The sequence below is a fragment of the Inquilinus sp. Marseille-Q2685 genome, assembly GCF_916619195.1.
Lineage (GTDB): Bacteria > Pseudomonadota > Alphaproteobacteria > DSM-16000 > Inquilinaceae > Inquilinus.
This window is the reverse complement of the sequence record NZ_CAKAKL010000005.1, coordinates 131,991-149,138: the sequence shown is the minus strand read 5'-3', so window position 1 is coordinate 149,138 and position 17,148 is coordinate 131,991. Positions and strand designations below refer to the sequence as shown.

15 protein-coding genes are annotated in these 17,148 nt (G+C 68.0%); 8 read left to right on the top strand and 7 right to left on the bottom strand.

All coding sequences use genetic code 11. From position 1 onward, the window contains the following. Window positions 1-834, bottom strand: coding sequence for a pyruvate, water dikinase regulatory protein (locus tag LG391_RS22845; RefSeq protein ID WP_225770351.1), 834 nt, complete (start codon window positions 832-834; stop codon window positions 1-3). Between the two features lie 365 nt (window positions 835-1,199). Between LG391_RS22845 and hemE the strand changes: the two genes are divergently transcribed. The 5 genes from hemE to LG391_RS22820 all read left to right on the top strand — a co-directional run bounded on the left by hemE (window position 1,200) and on the right by LG391_RS22820 (window position 5,798). After that, window positions 1,200-2,273 carry a uroporphyrinogen decarboxylase gene (gene hemE, locus LG391_RS22840; protein WP_225770350.1) on the top strand — a complete coding sequence of 358 codons (1,074 nt, stop codon included), beginning with the start codon at window positions 1,200-1,202 and terminating at the stop codon, window positions 2,271-2,273. Continuing rightward, window positions 2,270-3,307, top strand: a complete 1,038-nt coding sequence (hemH, locus tag LG391_RS22835; protein ID WP_225770349.1) for a ferrochelatase — start codon at window positions 2,270-2,272, stop codon at window positions 3,305-3,307. The genes hemE and hemH overlap by 4 nt, the downstream gene beginning before the upstream one ends. A gap of 12 nt (window positions 3,308-3,319) precedes the next feature. Continuing rightward, window positions 3,320-3,757 (top strand): protoporphyrinogen oxidase HemJ, encoded by a 438-nt coding sequence (gene hemJ, locus LG391_RS22830; RefSeq protein ID WP_225770348.1) that lies wholly within the window; start codon window positions 3,320-3,322, stop codon window positions 3,755-3,757. A 267-nt stretch (window positions 3,758-4,024) separates the two neighbouring features. Further along, window positions 4,025-5,281, top strand: coding sequence for a transcription termination factor Rho (gene rho / locus LG391_RS22825; protein ID WP_225770347.1), 1,257 nt, complete (start codon window positions 4,025-4,027; stop codon window positions 5,279-5,281). 151 nt (window positions 5,282-5,432) lie between these two features. Next, window positions 5,433-5,798 carry a hypothetical protein gene (locus LG391_RS22820; protein WP_225770346.1) on the top strand — a complete coding sequence of 122 codons (366 nt, stop codon included), beginning with the start codon at window positions 5,433-5,435 and terminating at the stop codon, window positions 5,796-5,798. A gap of 3 nt (window positions 5,799-5,801) precedes the next feature. Here LG391_RS22820 and LG391_RS22815 read toward each other — a convergent pair whose 3' ends face one another. Together LG391_RS22815 and LG391_RS22810 are read right to left on the bottom strand one after the other, a co-directional pair. Further along, window positions 5,802-7,421, bottom strand: a complete 1,620-nt coding sequence (locus tag LG391_RS22815) for a DHA2 family efflux MFS transporter permease subunit (RefSeq protein WP_225770345.1) — start codon at window positions 7,419-7,421, stop codon at window positions 5,802-5,804. Beyond that, the gene (locus tag LG391_RS22810; protein ID WP_225770344.1) at window positions 7,418-8,506 is read right to left on the bottom strand and encodes an HlyD family secretion protein; all 1,089 of its coding nucleotides are present in this window, start codon (window positions 8,504-8,506) and stop codon (window positions 7,418-7,420) included. The genes LG391_RS22815 and LG391_RS22810 overlap by 4 nt, the downstream gene beginning before the upstream one ends. Window positions 8,507-8,630: 124 nt before the next feature. Between LG391_RS22810 and LG391_RS22805 the strand changes: the two genes are divergently transcribed. Both LG391_RS22805 and LG391_RS22800 read left to right on the top strand, forming a co-directional pair. Continuing rightward, window positions 8,631-9,275 (top strand): TetR/AcrR family transcriptional regulator, encoded by a 645-nt coding sequence (locus LG391_RS22805; RefSeq protein ID WP_225770343.1) that lies wholly within the window; start codon window positions 8,631-8,633, stop codon window positions 9,273-9,275. A 161-nt stretch (window positions 9,276-9,436) separates the two neighbouring features. Next, window positions 9,437-12,367: a glyoxal oxidase gene (locus LG391_RS22800; RefSeq protein WP_225770342.1), complete on the top strand. Its 2,931-nt coding sequence runs from the start codon at window positions 9,437-9,439 to the stop codon at window positions 12,365-12,367. Window positions 12,368-12,468: 101 nt separating this feature from the next. Here the strand turns inward: LG391_RS22800 and LG391_RS22795 are convergent, their stop codons facing one another. The 4 genes from LG391_RS22795 to LG391_RS22780 form a co-directional block, all read right to left on the bottom strand. Beyond that, the gene (locus tag LG391_RS22795) at window positions 12,469-13,443 is read right to left on the bottom strand and encodes a quinone oxidoreductase (RefSeq protein WP_225770341.1); all 975 of its coding nucleotides are present in this window, start codon (window positions 13,441-13,443) and stop codon (window positions 12,469-12,471) included. A 10-nt stretch (window positions 13,444-13,453) separates the two neighbouring features. Further along, window positions 13,454-14,149: a dienelactone hydrolase family protein gene (locus LG391_RS22790; protein WP_225770340.1), complete on the bottom strand. Its 696-nt coding sequence runs from the start codon at window positions 14,147-14,149 to the stop codon at window positions 13,454-13,456. 125 nt (window positions 14,150-14,274) lie between these two features. Further along, the gene (locus tag LG391_RS22785; RefSeq protein ID WP_225770339.1) at window positions 14,275-14,778 is read right to left on the bottom strand and encodes a methylated-DNA--[protein]-cysteine S-methyltransferase; all 504 of its coding nucleotides are present in this window, start codon (window positions 14,776-14,778) and stop codon (window positions 14,275-14,277) included. Then, window positions 14,775-16,787, bottom strand: coding sequence for a thioredoxin domain-containing protein (locus LG391_RS22780; RefSeq protein ID WP_225770338.1), 2,013 nt, complete (start codon window positions 16,785-16,787; stop codon window positions 14,775-14,777). The genes LG391_RS22785 and LG391_RS22780 overlap by 4 nt, the downstream gene beginning before the upstream one ends. 79 nt (window positions 16,788-16,866) lie before the next feature. Here LG391_RS22780 and LG391_RS22775 point away from each other — a divergent pair, with 79 nt between their 5' ends. Further along, on the top strand, window positions 16,867-17,112 hold the full coding sequence (locus tag LG391_RS22775; protein WP_225770337.1) for a DUF6489 family protein: 246 nt from the start codon (window positions 16,867-16,869) through the stop codon (window positions 17,110-17,112). The last annotated feature ends 36 nt before the right edge of the window (window positions 17,113-17,148 follow it).

Below are 17,148 nucleotides of genomic sequence, written 5' to 3'. Positions count from 1 at the left end.
TCAAGGCAGGCCGGCGCTGCGGCCCCGCCGGGCCAGCAGCGACAGGATCTCCGCCGCCGTCTCCTCGATGGCGCGGCGGGTGACGTCGAGCACCGGCCAGCGGTGCTTGGCGAAGTAGCGCCGGGCCTCCGCCACCTCCGACCGCACCTGCTCGGGGTCGACATAGTCGGTGGTCTGGGCCTGGTTCAGCATCTGCATGCGGTTGCGGCGCAGCTGGATCAGCCGTTCCGGATCCTTGGTCAGCCCGACGATCAGCGGCCGGCTGATCTTGTGCAGGTCGTCCGGCAGGGGCAGGCCGGGAACGAAGGGCACGTTCGCCGCCTTCACCCCGCGATTGGCCAGGTAGAGGCAGGTCGGCGTCTTCGAGGTGCGGGACACCCCGACCAGGATGACATCGGCCTGGTGCAGCTCGCCCGTCAGATGGCCGTCGTCATGCGCCAGGGCATAGTCCATCGCCTCGATGCGGTGGAAATAGGCGGCGTCCATCGCGTGCTGCCGGCCCGGCCGGCCGTGCCCCGCCATGCCGAGCTGCTGGGCCAGCGCCGCCATGATCGGGTCGAGCACCGAGATGCAGGGCACGCCGAGCGTGCCGCAGACATCCATCAGCCGGTGGCGCAGCCCGTCATCGACCAGGGTGAAGACGACGACGCCGGGATGGTCGCGGATCTCCTCGACCACCATGTCGAGCTGGCGGTTGGTCCGCACCAGGTTCCAGAAATGCTCGATCGGCTCCGCCCCCTCGAACTGCGCGAGGCAGGCCCGTGCGACGCTATGAATGGTGTCGCCGGTCGAATCCGAAACGAGATGTAGGTGAAACGTCTTCGTCTGCGCCATGCCTTCCTTGTATCGCGGAGGCATGGGGATTGTCTGTGGGCAAATTCGGGATGAGGGACGGATTCGTGAGGCTTGACGCGATCTGTGCCCGGACCGCGGGTGAGTCGTCGACTCTTCCGTCCGGCTGGGGACGAGAGTCCCGTCCTCGACAGCGCGGCGGCGAGGCCCGACGATGCGACCCCGAGTCCTCCCGCCCGTTATGGACAGGGGCGATGGCGAGGGTGTAGCGAGTCGGGCGCGTCTTCCCCGCTTTCCACAGGGAGGGGCGGGCCGCCGGGCAAAACCCTGTGGATGGATTGGGGAAGAGTCACAATCCCCGTTATCCACAGCGATTCACCACATCCTCCAAACAAGGATTCCTTTTCATGGTTAGGGATGGTCAGAGCCGGGAAGAGACGACAGCGACGCCGGCGAAGCCGTTCCTGCGCGCCCTGGCCGGCGAGACCCTGGCCCGGCCGCCGGTCTGGCTGATGCGCCAGGCCGGGCGCTACCTGCCGGAATACCGCGCCGTCCGGGCCCGGGCCGGCAGTTTCCTGGATCTCTGCTACAACCCGGAGCTGGCGGCCGAGGTGACGCTGCAGCCGATCCGCCGCTATGGGCTGGACGCGGCGATCCTGTTCTCGGACATCCTGGTGGTGCCCCACGCGCTGGGCCAGGCGCTGGACTATGTCGAGGGCGAGGGCCCGAAGCTGGAGCCGGTGACCGACGCGGCCGGCATCGCCCGCCTGTCCGCCGGCCGGCTGCACGAGGTGCTGGGGCCTGTCTACGAGACGGTCGCACGGGTGGCGGCAGCCCTGCCGCCCGAGACCGCGCTGATCGGCTTCGCGGGGGCGCCCTGGACCGTCGCGACCTATATGGTCGAGGGCGGCGGCAGCAAGGAGTACGGCGTGGTCAAGCGGCTGGCCTATGGGGAGCCGGAGACCTTCCGCCGGCTGGTCGATCTGCTGGTCGAGGCGACATCCGCCTATCTGCTGCGCCAGATCCAGGCAGGCGCCCAGGCGGTGCAGCTGTTCGACAGCTGGGCCGGGGTGCTGCCGGAGGTGGAGTTCGAGCGGTGGGTGATCGCGCCCACCAAACGCATCGTCGACGCGGTGCGGGTCGGGGCGCCCGAAGTGCCGGTGATCGGCTTCCCGCGCGGCGCCGGGCTGCTGTACGAGCGCTATCTCGCCGGCACGGGGGTGGACGCGGTCGGGCTGGACACCACCGTGCCGCCGGGCTGGGCCGCGACGGCCCTTCAGCCCAAGGCCGCGGTGCAGGGCAATCTCGACCCGGTGCTGCTGCTGACCGGGGGCGAGCCGATGATCCGGGCCGCCGATGCGATCACGGGCGCCCTGGGGCGCGGCCCCTTCGTGTTCAACCTGGGCCACGGCGTGCTGCAGAAGACGCCGCCCGAGCATGTCGCGGCCCTGGTCCGCCATCTGCGCGGAGACACGGCATGAGCCGGCGGATCGCCGTCGTCCTGTTCAACCTGGGCGGCCCCGACAATCCGGATGCGATCCGGCCCTTCCTGTTCAACCTGTTCGCCGACCCGGCGATCATCCGCATCCCGAACCCGGCGCGGGTGATCCTGGCCTGGGCCATCGCCAGGAAGCGGACCCGCCAGGCCAAGGACATCTATGCCGAGATCGGCGGCGGCTCGCCGCTCTTGCCCAACACCGAGGCGCAGGCGCGGGCGCTGGAGGCGGCGCTGGCCGATCTGGGCGAGGTGAAGGTGTTCATCGCCATGCGCTACTGGCACCCGATGAGCCAGGAGACGGCGATGCTGGTGAAGGATTTCGCCCCGGACGAGGCGATCCTGCTGCCGCTGTACCCGCAGTTCTCCACCACCACGACGGCGTCGTCGCTGCGGGTATGGCGCGACGCCTGCAGGATCGCCCGGCTGGACGCGCCGACCCGGATCGTCTGCTGCTACCCGACCGAGGACCGCTTCATCGCCACGATGGCCGCGGGGCTGCGAGCGGCGCATGAGGAGGCGGCGCGCTACGGCCGGCCCCGCGTTCTGTTCTCGGCGCACGGCCTGCCGGAGAAGATCGTCAAGGCCGGCGACCCCTATCAGTGGCAGTGCGAGCGCACCGCCGCGGCCTTGGCCGAGGCCTCCGGCATTCGCGATCTCGACTGGGTCTCGACCTATCAGAGCCGGGTCGGCCGGCTGAAATGGATCGAGCCGTCGACCGAGGCGGTGATCCATGAGGCGGCCCATGCGAAGCGGCCGATCGTGGTGGTGCCGATCGCCTTCGTCTCCGAGCATTCCGAGACGCTGGTCGAGCTCGACATCGAATACCGTAAGCTGGCTGACGAATCGGGCGCGCCGTGCTACCTGCGGGTGCCCACCGTCGGCGCCGAGGCGGGCTTCATCGCCGGCCTGGCGGATCTGGTGCGGGCCGGCCATCGGCGCGGCACCGCCTGCGAGGCGGGCGACGGCGGCCGGATCTGCCCGGCGGCGTTCACGGGGTGTCCCAGCAAAGCGGCTTAGAGCGAGGACGGAATGGCGGCTCTCTACCCCTGGATCAAGGCCCTCCACGTCTTCTTCGTGATCTCCTGGATGGCGGGGCTGCTGTACCTGCCGCGGCTGTTCGTCTACCACTCCCAGACCACGCCGGGGACGCCGGAATACGAGCGGTTCGCGGTGATGGAGCGGCGGCTGATGCGCGGCATCATGCTGCCTTCGGCGGTGCTGACCTGGGTGTTCGGCATCGCCATGCTGTGGCTGACCGACTGGGCCTTCTTCGCCGAGGGCTGGTTGCATGTGAAGCTGACGGGGGTTGTCATCCTGACCGTGCTGCACCACATGTGCATCCGGTGGCGCCGCGGTTTCGCCGAGGGCCGCAATCCCCACAGCGAGCGCTTCTACCGCATCGTCAACGAAGTGCCGGCGCTGCTGCTGCTGGTGATCCTGATCATGGTGATCGTGCGGCCGTTCTGAACGGGTGGGGCTCTTCTTGGCTGTCTACTGGCGGGCTTGACAGTGGAGTGGAGGGGCTTTCTTCACCCGGAAGCCTCAAAGCCGCCAGCCACGATTGACTTGCGGCAAGTCATTCGATAACCATCTCGTGTTCTCAGCGGTCATCCGGGGCTCATTCGAAGCGCCGGCGCGGTCGAGCCCTTCGTGCCGTGGACCGAGGCTTCCAGCGAGACACCAATCCAAAGACGCCGCGCCGCCGGCGCTCTGCCCACGCCCATCAGGGTCCCCATGCATCTGCAAGAACTGAAAGAGAAGTCTCCCAGCGAGCTTCTCGCCTATGCCGAAGAGCTCGAGGTCGAAAACGCGAGCATGCTGCGCAAGCAGGACATGATGTTCGCCATCCTCAAGCAACTGGCTGAAAACGACGTCGCTATTTTTGGATCGGGTGTGCTCGAAGTGCTGCCCGACGGGTTCGGATTTCTGCGGTCACCGGAATCGAATTACCTTCCCGGACCTGACGACATCTACGTCTCGCCGCAGCAGATCCGCCGCTTCGGCGTCCGAACCGGCGACACCATCGAGGGCGAGATCCGCGCCCCGAAGGACAATGAGCGCTATTTCGCGCTGACCAAGGTCAACAAGATCAATTTCGAGGAGCCGGAGACGGTCCGGCACCGGGTCACCTTCGACAACCTGACCCCGCTCTATCCCGACGAAGCGCTGCGGATGGAGCTGATCGACCCGACCAAGAAGAACATGACCGGCCGGATCATCGATCTGGTCTCGCCCCTCGGCAAGGGCCAGCGCGCCCTGATCGTGGCGCCGCCGCGCACCGGCAAGACGGTGATGCTGCAGAACATCGCCAACTCGATCGCCGAGAACCACCCGGACGCCTTCCTGATCGTGCTGCTGATCGACGAGCGGCCGGAGGAAGTGACCGACATGGACCGGTCGGTGAAGGGCGAGGTCATCTCCTCGACCTTCGACGAACCGGCCACGCGCCACGTCCAGGTGGCCGAGATGGTGATCGAGAAGGCCAAGCGCCTGGTCGAGCACAAGAAGGATGTGGTCATCCTGCTCGACAGCATCACCCGCCTGGCGCGCGCCTACAACACCGTGGTGCCGTCCTCCGGCAAGGTGCTGACCGGCGGTGTCGACGCCAACGCGCTGCAGCGGCCGAAGCGCTTCTTCGGCGCCGCCCGCAACATCGAGGAAGGCGGCAGCCTGACCATCATCGCCACCGCGCTGATCGACACCGGCAGCCGGATGGACGAGGTGATCTTCGAAGAGTTCAAGGGCACCGGCAACTCCGAGATCATCCTCGACCGCAAGCTGTCCGACCGCCGCACCTTCCCGGCGATCGACATCGGCAAGTCCGGCACCCGCAAGGAGGAACTGCTGGTCGACAAGGCCACCATGTCGAAGATGTGGGTGCTGCGCCGCATCCTGATGCCGATGGGCCCGACGGATGCGATGGAGTTCCTGATGGACAAGCTGAAGCACAGCAAGTCGAACGCGGATTTCTTCGAGAGCATGAACCAATAGCGCCTCGGGGCATCGTCAGGCGAAGGGCCGCCGGTCGCAGGACCGGCGGCCCTTTCCGTTTCTCAGGTTGAGGCCGGCGCTACGCTGCGGCCCGGTTGACCGGGCGCGCCGGAACCACCATTTCGCTGGCGAAACCAGCATGGGGATCGGCATGGCCAAGCTTCATTCCAGCCTCGCCCTCGTCCTGTCGCTGTCGGGCTGCGCCGGTCTGGTCCCGCCCTCGGCAACGCCCGATCCGGCGCTGGCCGAGAAGGTCCGCACCCAGATGGGAAACGACGCCTGCTCCGGCCGCGTCGCCGGCGCGCTCGCGGCCTATCACCTCACGGCGGGCGGCATCTCCAGCATCGACATCGCGCCGGTGACGCCCGGCTCTCCGACCGAGTACAGCCTGGCGGCGCGCCAAGCCTGGGTCCGGCAGCCGGGCCAGCCCGGCGCGATCGTGGTCCAGTACGATCCGCGGGGCTGCCGGATCGCCCAGGTCTATGCCCGGGACGGCGCGGCGCTGCCCGCGATCTGACGTTCAGTGCCCGCCACCACCGCCGCCGGGTCCGGCCGGCTTCGGCGCGCGCAAGAGCGGCATCAGCAGCAGCCCGGCATAGAACAGGAGCGCCATCAAGAGGAAGCAGTCGGCGAAGGTCAGAACCTGCGCCTGCTTCAGCACCATGTTGTCCAGCATCTTCACCGCGGCGAGATCCGGGTTGCCGAGGCCGGCCGAGGTGAACATCTGGCTGAAATTGTCGACCGTCGCCTGCACCTGCGGGTTGGTCAGGGTGACGTGCTCGGCGATGCGCGAGCCGTGCAGCGCCGCGCGGTCGATCATCACCGTGTTGATGCCGGCCAAGCCGAAGGCGCCGCCGAGATTGCGCATCAGGTTGTAGAGGCCCGACGCGTTCTTGATCTTGTCGGGCGGCAGGGTGCCGAGTGCCAGTGTGTTGATCGGCAGGAAGAGCAGCATCAGCGACACGCCGCGGACCGCCTGCGGCCAGAACAGCTCCCAGAAGCTCCAGTCGGCGGTGATCCAGGTCATCATGTAGACCCCGGTGCCGAAGGCGACGAGGCCGATGGCGAGCATCAGCCGCAGGTCCAGCTTCCTCGACAACGCGCCGGCCAGCGGTGCCGAGATGAACTGGAACACGCCGGTGACGAACATGATCTCGCCGATCTGCAGGCTGTTCAGGCCGCGCACCCGGGCGAGGAACAGGGGCACGATGTAGACCGCGCCGTAGAGGCCGACGCCGATGATCAGGCTGTACAGGCAGCCGAGCGAGAAGTTGCGGTCGGCGAAGGCGCGCAGGTCGACGATCGGGTTCCGCGCGCTCAGCACCCGGGCGAAGAAGCCTAGCCCGGCGATCGTCCCGATCACCGCGAAGGTGAAGATCGACCGGTCCTCGAACCAGTCCCAGCGCGGCCCTTCCTCGAACACGTATTCGAGGCTGCCGAGGAACAGCGCCATCAGCGCCAGCCCGGCGAAGTCGAAGCCCTTGAGCAGCTCGAGATTCGGCCTGTCGAATTTGACCAGGAACCACACGCCGGTGGTCACCAGCACGCCCGGCACGATGTTGATCAGGAACAGCCAGTGCCAGGAGAAGGCCTGGGTCAGATAGCCGCCCAGCGTCGGCCCGATGGTCGGCGCCATGGTCGCGACCAGGCCGATCAGCACCGAGATGCCGGCCCTCCGCTCAGGCGGGAACAGGATGAAGGAGGCGGCGAAGACGGTCGGGATCATCGCCCCGCCCAGGAAGCCCTGCAGCGCCCGGAACACGATCATGGATTCGATGTTCCAGGCCAGGGCGCAGGCCAGGCTGGACAGGGTGAAGCTGGCCGCGGAGATTGCGTAGAGGATCCGGGTCGACAGCAGGCGGGAGAGGAACCCCGAGAGCGGGATCATCACCACCTCGGCGATCAGATAGGCGGTCTGCACCCAGCTGATCTCGTCCGGGCTGGCGGCGAGCCCGGCCTGTATCTCGCTGATCGAGCTGGAGACGATCTGGATGTCCAGGATCGCCATGAACATGCCGACGACCATGGTGAAGAACCCGATCGTCTCGCGCGTGCCGGCGCCGGCGCGCTTCGGCGCCGCCGGGCCAGCGGCTGAGGCCGGGGCCGGGGCCGGCAGCGCGTCGGCGGTGGTGGTGCTCACCGTCGGAACTCGGCAGCCATGGCGGCGCCGAAGATGCCGCTGGCCAGCAGCGGGCCCGTGCCCTCCTCGCGCGTGTCGACCGCGACGCCGACCGACAGGCCGGGCCGCAGCAGGCCGCTCAGCTGGTTGTCGGCCGGCACCGCGATGCGCACCGGCACGCGCTGCACGATCTTGGTGAAGTTGCCGGTCGCGTTCTCCGGCGGCAGCAGGCTGAACTCGGCGCCGCTGGCCGGGGCGAAGCTCTCGACCTTGCCGGTCAGGGTCTTGCCCGGAAAGGCGTCGATCGACATCGTCACCGTCTGGCCGACCCGCATCTCGGACAGCTGCGTCTCCTTGAAGTTGGCGACGACGTAGACGCTGGGCAGCGGCACGATCGACAGCAGCTGCGTGCCGGGCCGGACATACTGCCCGACCTCGACCCCCTTGTTGCCGACGACGCCGGCGACCGGCGCGTGGATCACGGTGCGGTCGAGGCTGATCTGGGCGAGATCGACCGCGGCGGTCAGCCGCTCGATCTGGGCCTCGGCCTGCCGGCGCGAGGCCTGCAGGATTGCGGTCTGGCCCTGCTGGTTGGTTAGGGCCGCCCGGGCGCTGGCCAGCGCCGCCTCGGCACGCTTGTGGTCGGTGTCGGCGGTCTCGAAAGCCTGCTGGCTGCCGTTGCGCGTTTCCCACAGCCGGCGCGCCCGCTCCAGGTCGTTGCCGGACTGGGTCAGGGTCGCCTCCGCCTGGTCGACGCTGGCCTTGGCCTGGGCGATCAGCGCGTCCTGCAGCGCCAGCTGCTGCTCGATCGAGGCCAGCGCCGCCTGCTGCGCCGACAGCTCCGCCTTCGCCTGCGCCAACTGGGCGCGGTAGTCGCGGTCGTCGATCCGTACCAACGGGTCGCCCGCCTTGACCATCTGGTTGTCGGTGACCAGAACCGCCGTCACCGCGCCCTCGACCTGCGGGCTGAGCGTGGTGGTGTCGCTCTGCACATAGGCGTTGTCGGTGGTCTCGAAGAACCGGTCGACGGTCCACCACCGGTAGCCGAAAAAGCCGGCGGCAGCGATGGCGGCCACGGCCGCGACGACGATGATGGGCTTGCGCATGGGGGCAACCGAGGGTGAACTGAACCGTTCAGTCTTGTTGCCGGAAGGTGCGATTTGCCCTATCTCTTGTCAAGACGAAACTGAACGGTTCAGTTTAGCTCAAACCTCCCGTATCCATGTGCCGATGACCTGCCCCTTCACCGAGATGCTTCCGCCGCCAGCCGCCGCCGGCCGGAAGCCGGACCAGATCCTGAAGGCGGCGTATGGCGTCTTCCTGGAGCAGGGCTACGGCGCGGCCAGCATGGATGCGATCGCGCGCGAGGCCGGCGTGTCCAAGGCCACGCTCTACGCCCATTTCGCCAGCAAGGAGGAACTGTTCGCGGCCATCGTCGGCAGCGCCTGCCGCGCCTTCGAGCGACTGGCGGCGATGTCGCCGCCGCCGGACGACCTGCGGGCCGCGCTGATGGAGGCCGGCGGCACGCTGCTGCGCTTCATCCTGCACCCGGACGTGATCAAGGTGTATCGCAACGTGCTGGCGGAGGCCGCCCGGTTCCCGGAGCTCGGCCGGGCGATGTACGAGGCCGGCCCGGGCCAGGGCAAGGCGCATCTGACGACGTTCTTCGCCGCCGCCAATGCGCGCGGCGTGCTGGCGATACCGGACCCGGAGCTGGCGGCCGAGCAGTTCGGCGCGATGATCCTCGGCCACATGAAGATGCGGCTCGAGCTCGGCATCGAGATCCCGAGCGAGGAGCGGATCGAGCGCGGCCTCAGGAGCGGCGTCGACGCCTTCCTGCGTGCCTACGCCGTCCCGGCCGCGCCGACGGTGTGAGGAGATCGGCTAGGACTTTGCCCAATCGAGGCGATGCCTGGACCGAATTCCCGCGGGAGAAGCGCCCTGAAGCACCTGTATCGGCCGAACGGATGACGCGCGCCCCGACACGAATGTGGATGATCTAGTGCCCGGCGCCAGACGCGGACTTTCCCGACTGGATGGAAGCCGCGGTCACCGAGGAGATTCACATGCCGTGGGGACCGATCATCGATTCACAGATACTCGCCATTCACGCTGCGCTGGTGGCAACGGAGGACGTCGGAGGTCGTCGCCCGCGGAGAGGTGGAGAGATTCTCTATTTCGGTGGCGATCAGCACTGGCAGCAGAACAACATCGAGCATCTGGTCGATGCATCTCGCTGTTTTGCCTGTGATGCACCGAACGGACAACATGCGATCGATTATGTGAAATCCCCGACAGACGATGTGTTCTGCTCGGGCCACGCTTTCCTGGCGGATGGCCGGCTCATGGTCTGCGGCGGGACACAGCTATTCCCGCCCGATGCGGTCGGAGGTCCGCACGGCCATGGCGAAGCGAACCATTTCCCCGGCCATCGCCATTGCTGGGTTTACGACCCGCAATCGCGAAAGTTCGCAGAGGTCGCATCACTCAATCCGCAATTCGATGGCCGACACCTCAAGCCGGGAGCATGGGTATCACCGGTCTTCGAGCAGAGCCCCGGCGTCTTCGCCGCGCTGACGATAGACAAGCTTGGCGCGATGAACGTGGTCTGGTTGGACACGACCGCCGAGCCCGTCGGTTGGAACGGCCCGGTTGCATTCGGCGGCCGGGACCTTGTCCCCGGCGCGTGGGTGACCCCAGTGTTCGAGCAGAGCCCGGGCGTGTTCGCTGCACTGACGATTGGCCGTCGCGGTACGATGAACGTGGTGTGGCTGGATATGAATGTTCAGCCTCTGCGCTGGCAGGGACCGGTGTCCTTTGGCGACAACCATCTCCAGCCGGGGGGATGGGTGTCCCATGTCTTCGAGCAGAGCCCGGGCGTGTTCGCCGCGCTGACGGTGGACAAGCGCGGCGTGATGAACGTGGTGTGGCTGGATACGAACGTCCAGCCTGTCGGATGGCAAGGACCGGTCGGGTTCGGCGGCCGGCACCTGATGCCCGGGGCGCCGATATCGCCGGTGTTCGAGCAGGCTCCTGGCGTGTTTGCCGCCCTGACGGTGGGCAGGCGCGGTGCCATGAACGTGGTGTGGCTCGAGATGAACGCCCAGCCGGTCGGATGGAAGGGCCCCGTCGGCTTCGGCGACCAGCATCTGGTTCCCGGGTCGCACATGTCGCCGGTGTTCGAGCAGGCCCCAGGCGTGTTCACCGCGCTGACGGTGGACCAGCGGGGCGTGATGAACGTGGTGTGGCTGGACACGAACGTCCAGCCTGTCGGATGGAAAGGTCCGGTCGGGTTCGGCGGCCGGCATCTGGTCCCCGGAGCGCCTGTGTCGCCGGTGTTCGAGCAGAGCCCCGGCGTGTTCGCCGCCCTGATGGTGGGCAAGCGCGGCGCCATGAACGTGGTCTGGCTGGACATGAACGTCGAGCCGATCGGATGGAAGGGCCCCGTGGGCTTCGGCGACGAACATCTGGTTCCCGGAGCGCATGTATCGCCCACCTTCAAGCAGAGCCCCGGCGTGTTCGCCGCGCTGACGGTGGACCAGCGGGGCGTGATGAACGTGGCGTGGCTGGACACGAATGTTCAGCCTGTCGGGTGGAAAGGTCCGGTTGGCTTCGGTGGCCCGCACTTGGTGGCCGGAGCCCCGGTATCGCAGGTTTTTGAGCAGAGCTCCGGCGTGTTCGCCGCGCTGGCGGCAGGCAGGAGCGGCGCCATGAACGTGGTCTGGCTGGATATGAATATCGAGCCCGTCGGATGGAGAGGTCCGGTCGGCTTTGGTGCCCTGGGGGGAGGGCGATGGTATCCGACGCTCGTGACATTGCCTTCGGGTGAGCTGTTCGTCTATGCGGGGCACCCTCGAAACGACGATAGTCGGCACAACCCGGGCACGTCGGAGCGATATGATCCGATCACCGACTCCTGGGCTTTGCTGACGCCCACCAATGGGGCCGGTGAGGGTTTCCCCGACCTCTATCCGCGATTGTTTCTTCTGCCGAATGGGCGCGTGTTCAGCGCATCTGCTCTCGCCGGCTACAGCCGCTGCGTGCACTTCGATGCATCGACCGGCAGTGCGGCAGAGACGGTCGTACTTCCTGACAGCCACTATCACGGCTTCAGCGCCCCTGCCGTGATGCTCCCCCTTCTTCCCAATGACGGCTACCGGCCGCGTGTATTGGTGTGTGGCGGTGTCACGGCCCAATACGTCAATCTGGAACCTGCTGCCGGCACCTCCCCATCCTGGCGATCGGCCGGCATCCGGCAAGGATCCGCTGCCGGAAGAATCCGACGCCATGCTTGCGCCGTTCTTCTTCCAACGGGCCAAGTTCTGATGACGGGAGGCGTGGAGGATCCGCCTTCTGACGAAGTGGGTGTCAACGAACCGGAAATATACACTCCACCGATAGACTGGGTACTGCCAATAGTCGGCCCAATGAACACGAGATCCGCTGGGATCTACCTGGACATCGCCGATAGTAAGCAAACGGGGAGTTGGGTGACGATCGAGGAGCCGTCACCGGTTGTTCGGAACTACCATTCGACGGCGCTGCTGATGCCGGATGGGCGCGTGTGGACCGCGGGCTCGAGCATCAAAGGTGCGCCGGGCGACCCAGCAACCCAAGGTCAACTCAAGATCGCGATTTTTACTCCGCCCTACCCCGCCGGAAGACGGCCCAGGCTGACGAAGGCCCCGCGCAATGTAGGGTATGGACAGCCATTCGAGATCGAGACACCAGACGCTGTCGGCATTGCCCGCATCGCCCTCATCCGCTGTGGATCCGTTACTCACGCCTTCGACGCGGATCAGCGATACATCGGCCTTTCCTTTATGCGAGTTGGTCGAAACAAGCTGCAGGTGCAGTCGCCACCGACACCTTCAGTCGCTCCGCCGGGAGAATACATGCTCTTTCTGATTGACAGGAAAGGACGCCCTTGTATCTACGCCAAGTTTATTCGGCTTCATCGAAGCTAGAGCTGTCCTGAGGAGAGGTGCGGCTTTCGGGAGCCGGAGTGCAAGGGACATGGAGGTCCGCAGGCGCCGGACGCGCCGAGAGCCGCACCAGATGGCGAGTTCTACGGCAGCAGCACCGTCGACCCCGTGGTCTTCCGCGCCTCCAGGTCGCGATGGGCCTGGGCGGCCTCGCGCAGCGGGTAGGTCTGGGCGATCGAGATCTTCACCGCGCCCTTCGCCACCACGTCGAACAGCTCCGTCGCCGCAGCCTCGTATTCCGGCCGGGTGGCGATGTAGCTGCCGAGCGTCGGCCGGGTCAGGTACAGCGAGCCCTTCTGCGACAGCACCAGTGGGCTGATCGGTGCCACCGGACCGGAGGCGTTGCCGAAGGTCACCATCATGCCGCGCGGCGACAGGCAGTCGAGCGACCCCTCGAAGGTGGTCTTGCCGACGCCGTCATAGACCACCGGCACGCCCTTGCCGCCGGTGATGGCGCGGACGCGGGACACGAAGTCCTCGGTCGAATAGTCGATCACATGGTCGCAGCCGGCGGCGCGGGCCAGCGCCACCTTCTCCGGCCCGCCGGCGGTGCCGATCACGGTGGCGCCGAGATGCTTGGCCCATTGCGCCGCGATCTGGCCGACGCCGCCGGCCGCGGCGTGGAACAGGATGGTCTGGCCCGGCTGCACCGGGAAGGTGCGGCGCAGGAGGTACCAGGCGGTGAGGCCCTTCAGCAGGATCGCGGCCGCGGTGCGGTCGGTGACGCCGTCCGGGATCTTCACCACCTTGTCGGCCGGGATCACCCGTTCCTCGGCATAGCCGCCGGTCGGGCCGTTGCCGTAGCCGACCCGGTCGCCGGGCTTGAAGTCGGTGACGTCCGGGCCGACCGCGACGACCTCGCCGGCCGCCTCCTGGCCCAGGACCAGCGGCAGCTGCGCCTTGTAGAGGCCGCCGCGGATATAGGTGTCGATGTAGTTCAGGCCGATGGCAGTGTGGCGGATCCGGATCTCGCCGGGGCCAGGCGCCGGCACCTCGACGGCCTCCCAGCGCATTGTCTCGGGGCCGCCGTTCTCATGGATGCGGATGGCGTGGACCATGGGGGCTCCCTCAGCCGAGATGGGTTTTCAGGAAGGCGGCGGTGCGGTCGTTCGCCAGCGTGGCGCCGGCCGCGTCGTAATGCTCGCCGCCGATGCGGGCGAAGGCGTGGTCGAGGCCGGGATAGGCGTGCACCGTGACCGTCGGCAGCGACGCCATGCGGGCACGGATCTCGGCCTGGGCCTCCGGCGGCACGAAACGGTCCTTCTCGGCGATGTGCAGCATCAGCGGCCGGGTGATCGCGCTGGCCTCGCCGAGCAGCTTGTCGATGCCGACGCCGTAATAGCTGACGGCGCAGTCGGCGTCGGAGCGCGTGGCCATCAGGAAGGCCAGGCGGCCGCCCAGGCAGTAGCCCAGCGCCCCGGCGCGGCCGGTGCATTCCGGCAGGTCGCGCAGCGCGGCCAGCGAGGCGATCAGGTCCTCGACGCCGGCGGTCTCGTTGAAGCCGTTGAACAGGGCGAAGGCCTTGTCCCACTCCGCCTGAGACTTGTCGGTGATGTCGACGCCCGGCTCCTGCCGCCAGAACAGGTCGGGGCACAGCGCGACATAGCCCTGGGAGGCGAGGTCGTCGCAGATCTGGCGCATCACCGCGTTGACGCCGAAGATCTCCTGGATGACGAGGATGCCCGGCCCGGAGCCCGAGGCCGGCCGCGCGAGATACGCGTTGAAGCGGCCGCCATCGGCAGCGGTGATGGTGACTGTCGCCATGGAGTCGCTCTCCCTCGAGCGTTGCGGTGGACGAAGCAATCGAAGCAAGGGCTGGACGATAACCGGAGCCCGGCGGGCTTGTCACGGCGGCCGAACAGCCTTTGCGAGGCGGCTGTTGGATCGATTCAATTCGCCGAGAATTTGCCTGGATATCCCTCGAATTCCAGCAGCCTGCGCTTGCGCTCCAGGCCGGAGGCGCTGCCATAGCCGCCGAGGGTGCCGCCGGCGCCGATGACGCGGTGGCAGGGCACCAGCAGCACCAGGTCGTTGCGGCCGCAGGCCTGGCCGACGGCGCGGGGGCCGCTGTTCAGGATATGCGCCACGCCGCCATAGGACGCCGCCTCGCCATAGGGGATGTCTATGATCGCCTGCCGCACCCGGGCCTGGAACGGGCTGGCGGCCGGCGCCATCGGCAGGTCGAAGCGGCGCCGCTTGCCGGCGAAGTATTCCTCGATCTGCCGGACCGCCCGGCGCAGCAGCTTGTCCTTCGGCAGCGCTTCGTCGGGCGGGTCCTGGACATGGTCGACCGCGGCCACAACCCCGCCGGCGACGGTGATCCGCACCGGGCCGACCGGCGTGTCGATGGTGGCGGTGGCCCGGTCCACCGGGATACGGTTTCGGGCGGTCACGATCCGATCAGCTCCAGCAGCGCCTGCGGCGTGGTGACCGGGGCCTGGCACACCGGCCCGCGGCAGAGATAGGCGGTCGGCTGGCCGTCCAGCATCGCCTTGCCGGCGGCGGGGTGCTCGTCCGGCAGCGCCGCGCCGGGGTCGAGCCGCAGCAGCATCCGGCCGGGCAGGGAGCGGCCATGCACCGCCCGCAGCAGCGCCCGGGTGGCGGGATCGTCCCTTGGACCGATGATCACGATTTGCAGCGGCTCCATCCGGTCCTCGGCCCGGTTCAGCCAGGTGGCGAGCGGGATGAAGTTGCGCTGCAGCTCGCCGGTGAAGGCGGCGATCAGGGAATCGGCGCGCAGCGCATACAGCCGGTCGCCGGTCAGATGGTGCAGCCGCGTCAGCACCCCCAGCATGATGCCGTTGCCGGACGGGACCGCGGCGTCATAGGCGCTCTTGGTGCGGACGATCAGGGCCTCGCCGTCATCCGCGGTCAGGAAGTAGCCGCCGCGGCCGCCATCCCAGAAGTGCCGGTCGAGCACCACGGTCCACAGCTTGGCGTGCTCGAGATAGGCCGTGGTCTCGGTCGCCTCGTGCAGCGCCAGCGCCGCCGCCGCCATGTCGGCATAGTCCTCGAGCAGACCGGGCGCGGTCGCCTTGCCGCGCCGCCAGGCATGCGCCAGGCGGTCGCCGTGGCCGAGCTGCCGGACCACGGCGGCGAAGGCGGTCTCGGCCAGCCTGATCCATGCTGGCCGGTCGAAGGCCTGGCCGGCATGGGCCAGGGCTGCGATCATCAGCCCGTTCCAGTCGGCCAGCACCTTGTCGTCCCAGCCAGGCCGTACGCGTCCGGCCCGACGTTCGAGGAGTACGGCCCGGCCCGCCGCCAGCGCCGCCTCGGTCCCGGCATCTCGCAGCACTGGGTCGCGGCGGCGGTTGAGGATGGTCTTGCCCTCCCAGTTGCCGCCCGGCGTGACGTCGTACGCCTGCTTGAACGCGGCCGAATGCTCGCCGAGTACGGCGTCGATCTCGGCCTCGCTCCAGACGTAGAAGCGGCCCTCCTCGCCCTCGCTGTCGGCATCCAGCGTCGCGGCGAAGGCGCCGCCCTCGGCGATCATCTCGCGCTCGATCCAGGCGACCGTCTCCTCGACCCGGGCGGCGTACAGGGGATCGCGGGTCTCCTGCCAGGCCAGGGTCAGCAACTCGATCAGCTGGGCGTTGTCGTACAGCATCTTCTCGAAATGCGGCGCCAGCCACTCCTCGTCGGTGGAGTAGCGGGCGAAGCCGCCGCCGAGATGGTCGTAGATCCCACCCTGGCTCATCGCGGTGAGCGTACGCAGGACGGCATCGCGCCACGGCGTACGCCGCGACCGGCGCCAGCCGCGCCACAGCAGCTCCAGGAGTCCCGGCTGCGGGAATTTCGGCGCGCCGCGCAACCCGCCCCACACCGGGTCGAACTGCCCGGCCAGTCGTTCCGCCACCTGGTCCAGCACCTCCAGGCTCAGCCCGGCGCCCGGCTGGTTCTCGGACTGCTTGGCCAGGGCCTCGGCGAGGGCGGCGACGTTGCTGGTCACCTTCTCCGGCTCGTCGGCATAGGCGGCGGACAGGGCGCGCAGCACGTCGGTAAAACCTGGACGGCCCCAGCGGCTGGTCGGCGGGAAATAGGTGCCGCCCCAGAACGGCGCGCCGTCCGGGGTCAGGAACATGGTCAGCGGCCAGCCGCCCTGCTGGCCCAGCATCGCCAGCGCCGACTGGTAGATGGTGTCGACATCCGGCCGTTCCTCGCGGTCGACCTTGATCGCCACGAACAGCTCGTTCATCACCGCCGCGGTAGCGGGGTCCTCGAAGCTCTCATGCGCCATCACATGGCACCAATGGCAGGCGGCGTAGCCGACCGACAGCAGCACCGGCTTGTTCTCGGCCCGGGCCCGGGCGAAAGCCTCCGGGCCCCAGGGCTGCCAGTCCACCGGGTTGTCGGCGTGCTGCAGCAGATAGGGGCTGGTCTCCTGGGCGAGGCGGTTCGGCATCTCGATATCCCGGTTTGTGTTGGGACCGCGGCCAGCGGCTATACTCTTCTCGACACGATAACGCCGCCGGAGGATCCCGATGAAGGTTTCGATCGATATCGACTGCACGCCGGAGGAGGCGCGCGCCTTCTTCGGCCTGCCGGATGTCGGCCCGATGCAGCAGGCGCTGCTGAAGGATCTGGAGGACCGGATGCGCGCCAACCTGGCGGCGATGGAGCCGGAGGCGATGCTGAAGGCCTGGCTGCCGGCCAGCATCGAGGGCTTCGAGACGCTGCAGCGCGCCTTCTGGCAAGGCATGACCGGCGGCAAGGGAGGCAAGAGCTAAGCGTGCACGTTTCACGTGAAACACCGCCCACCCCCT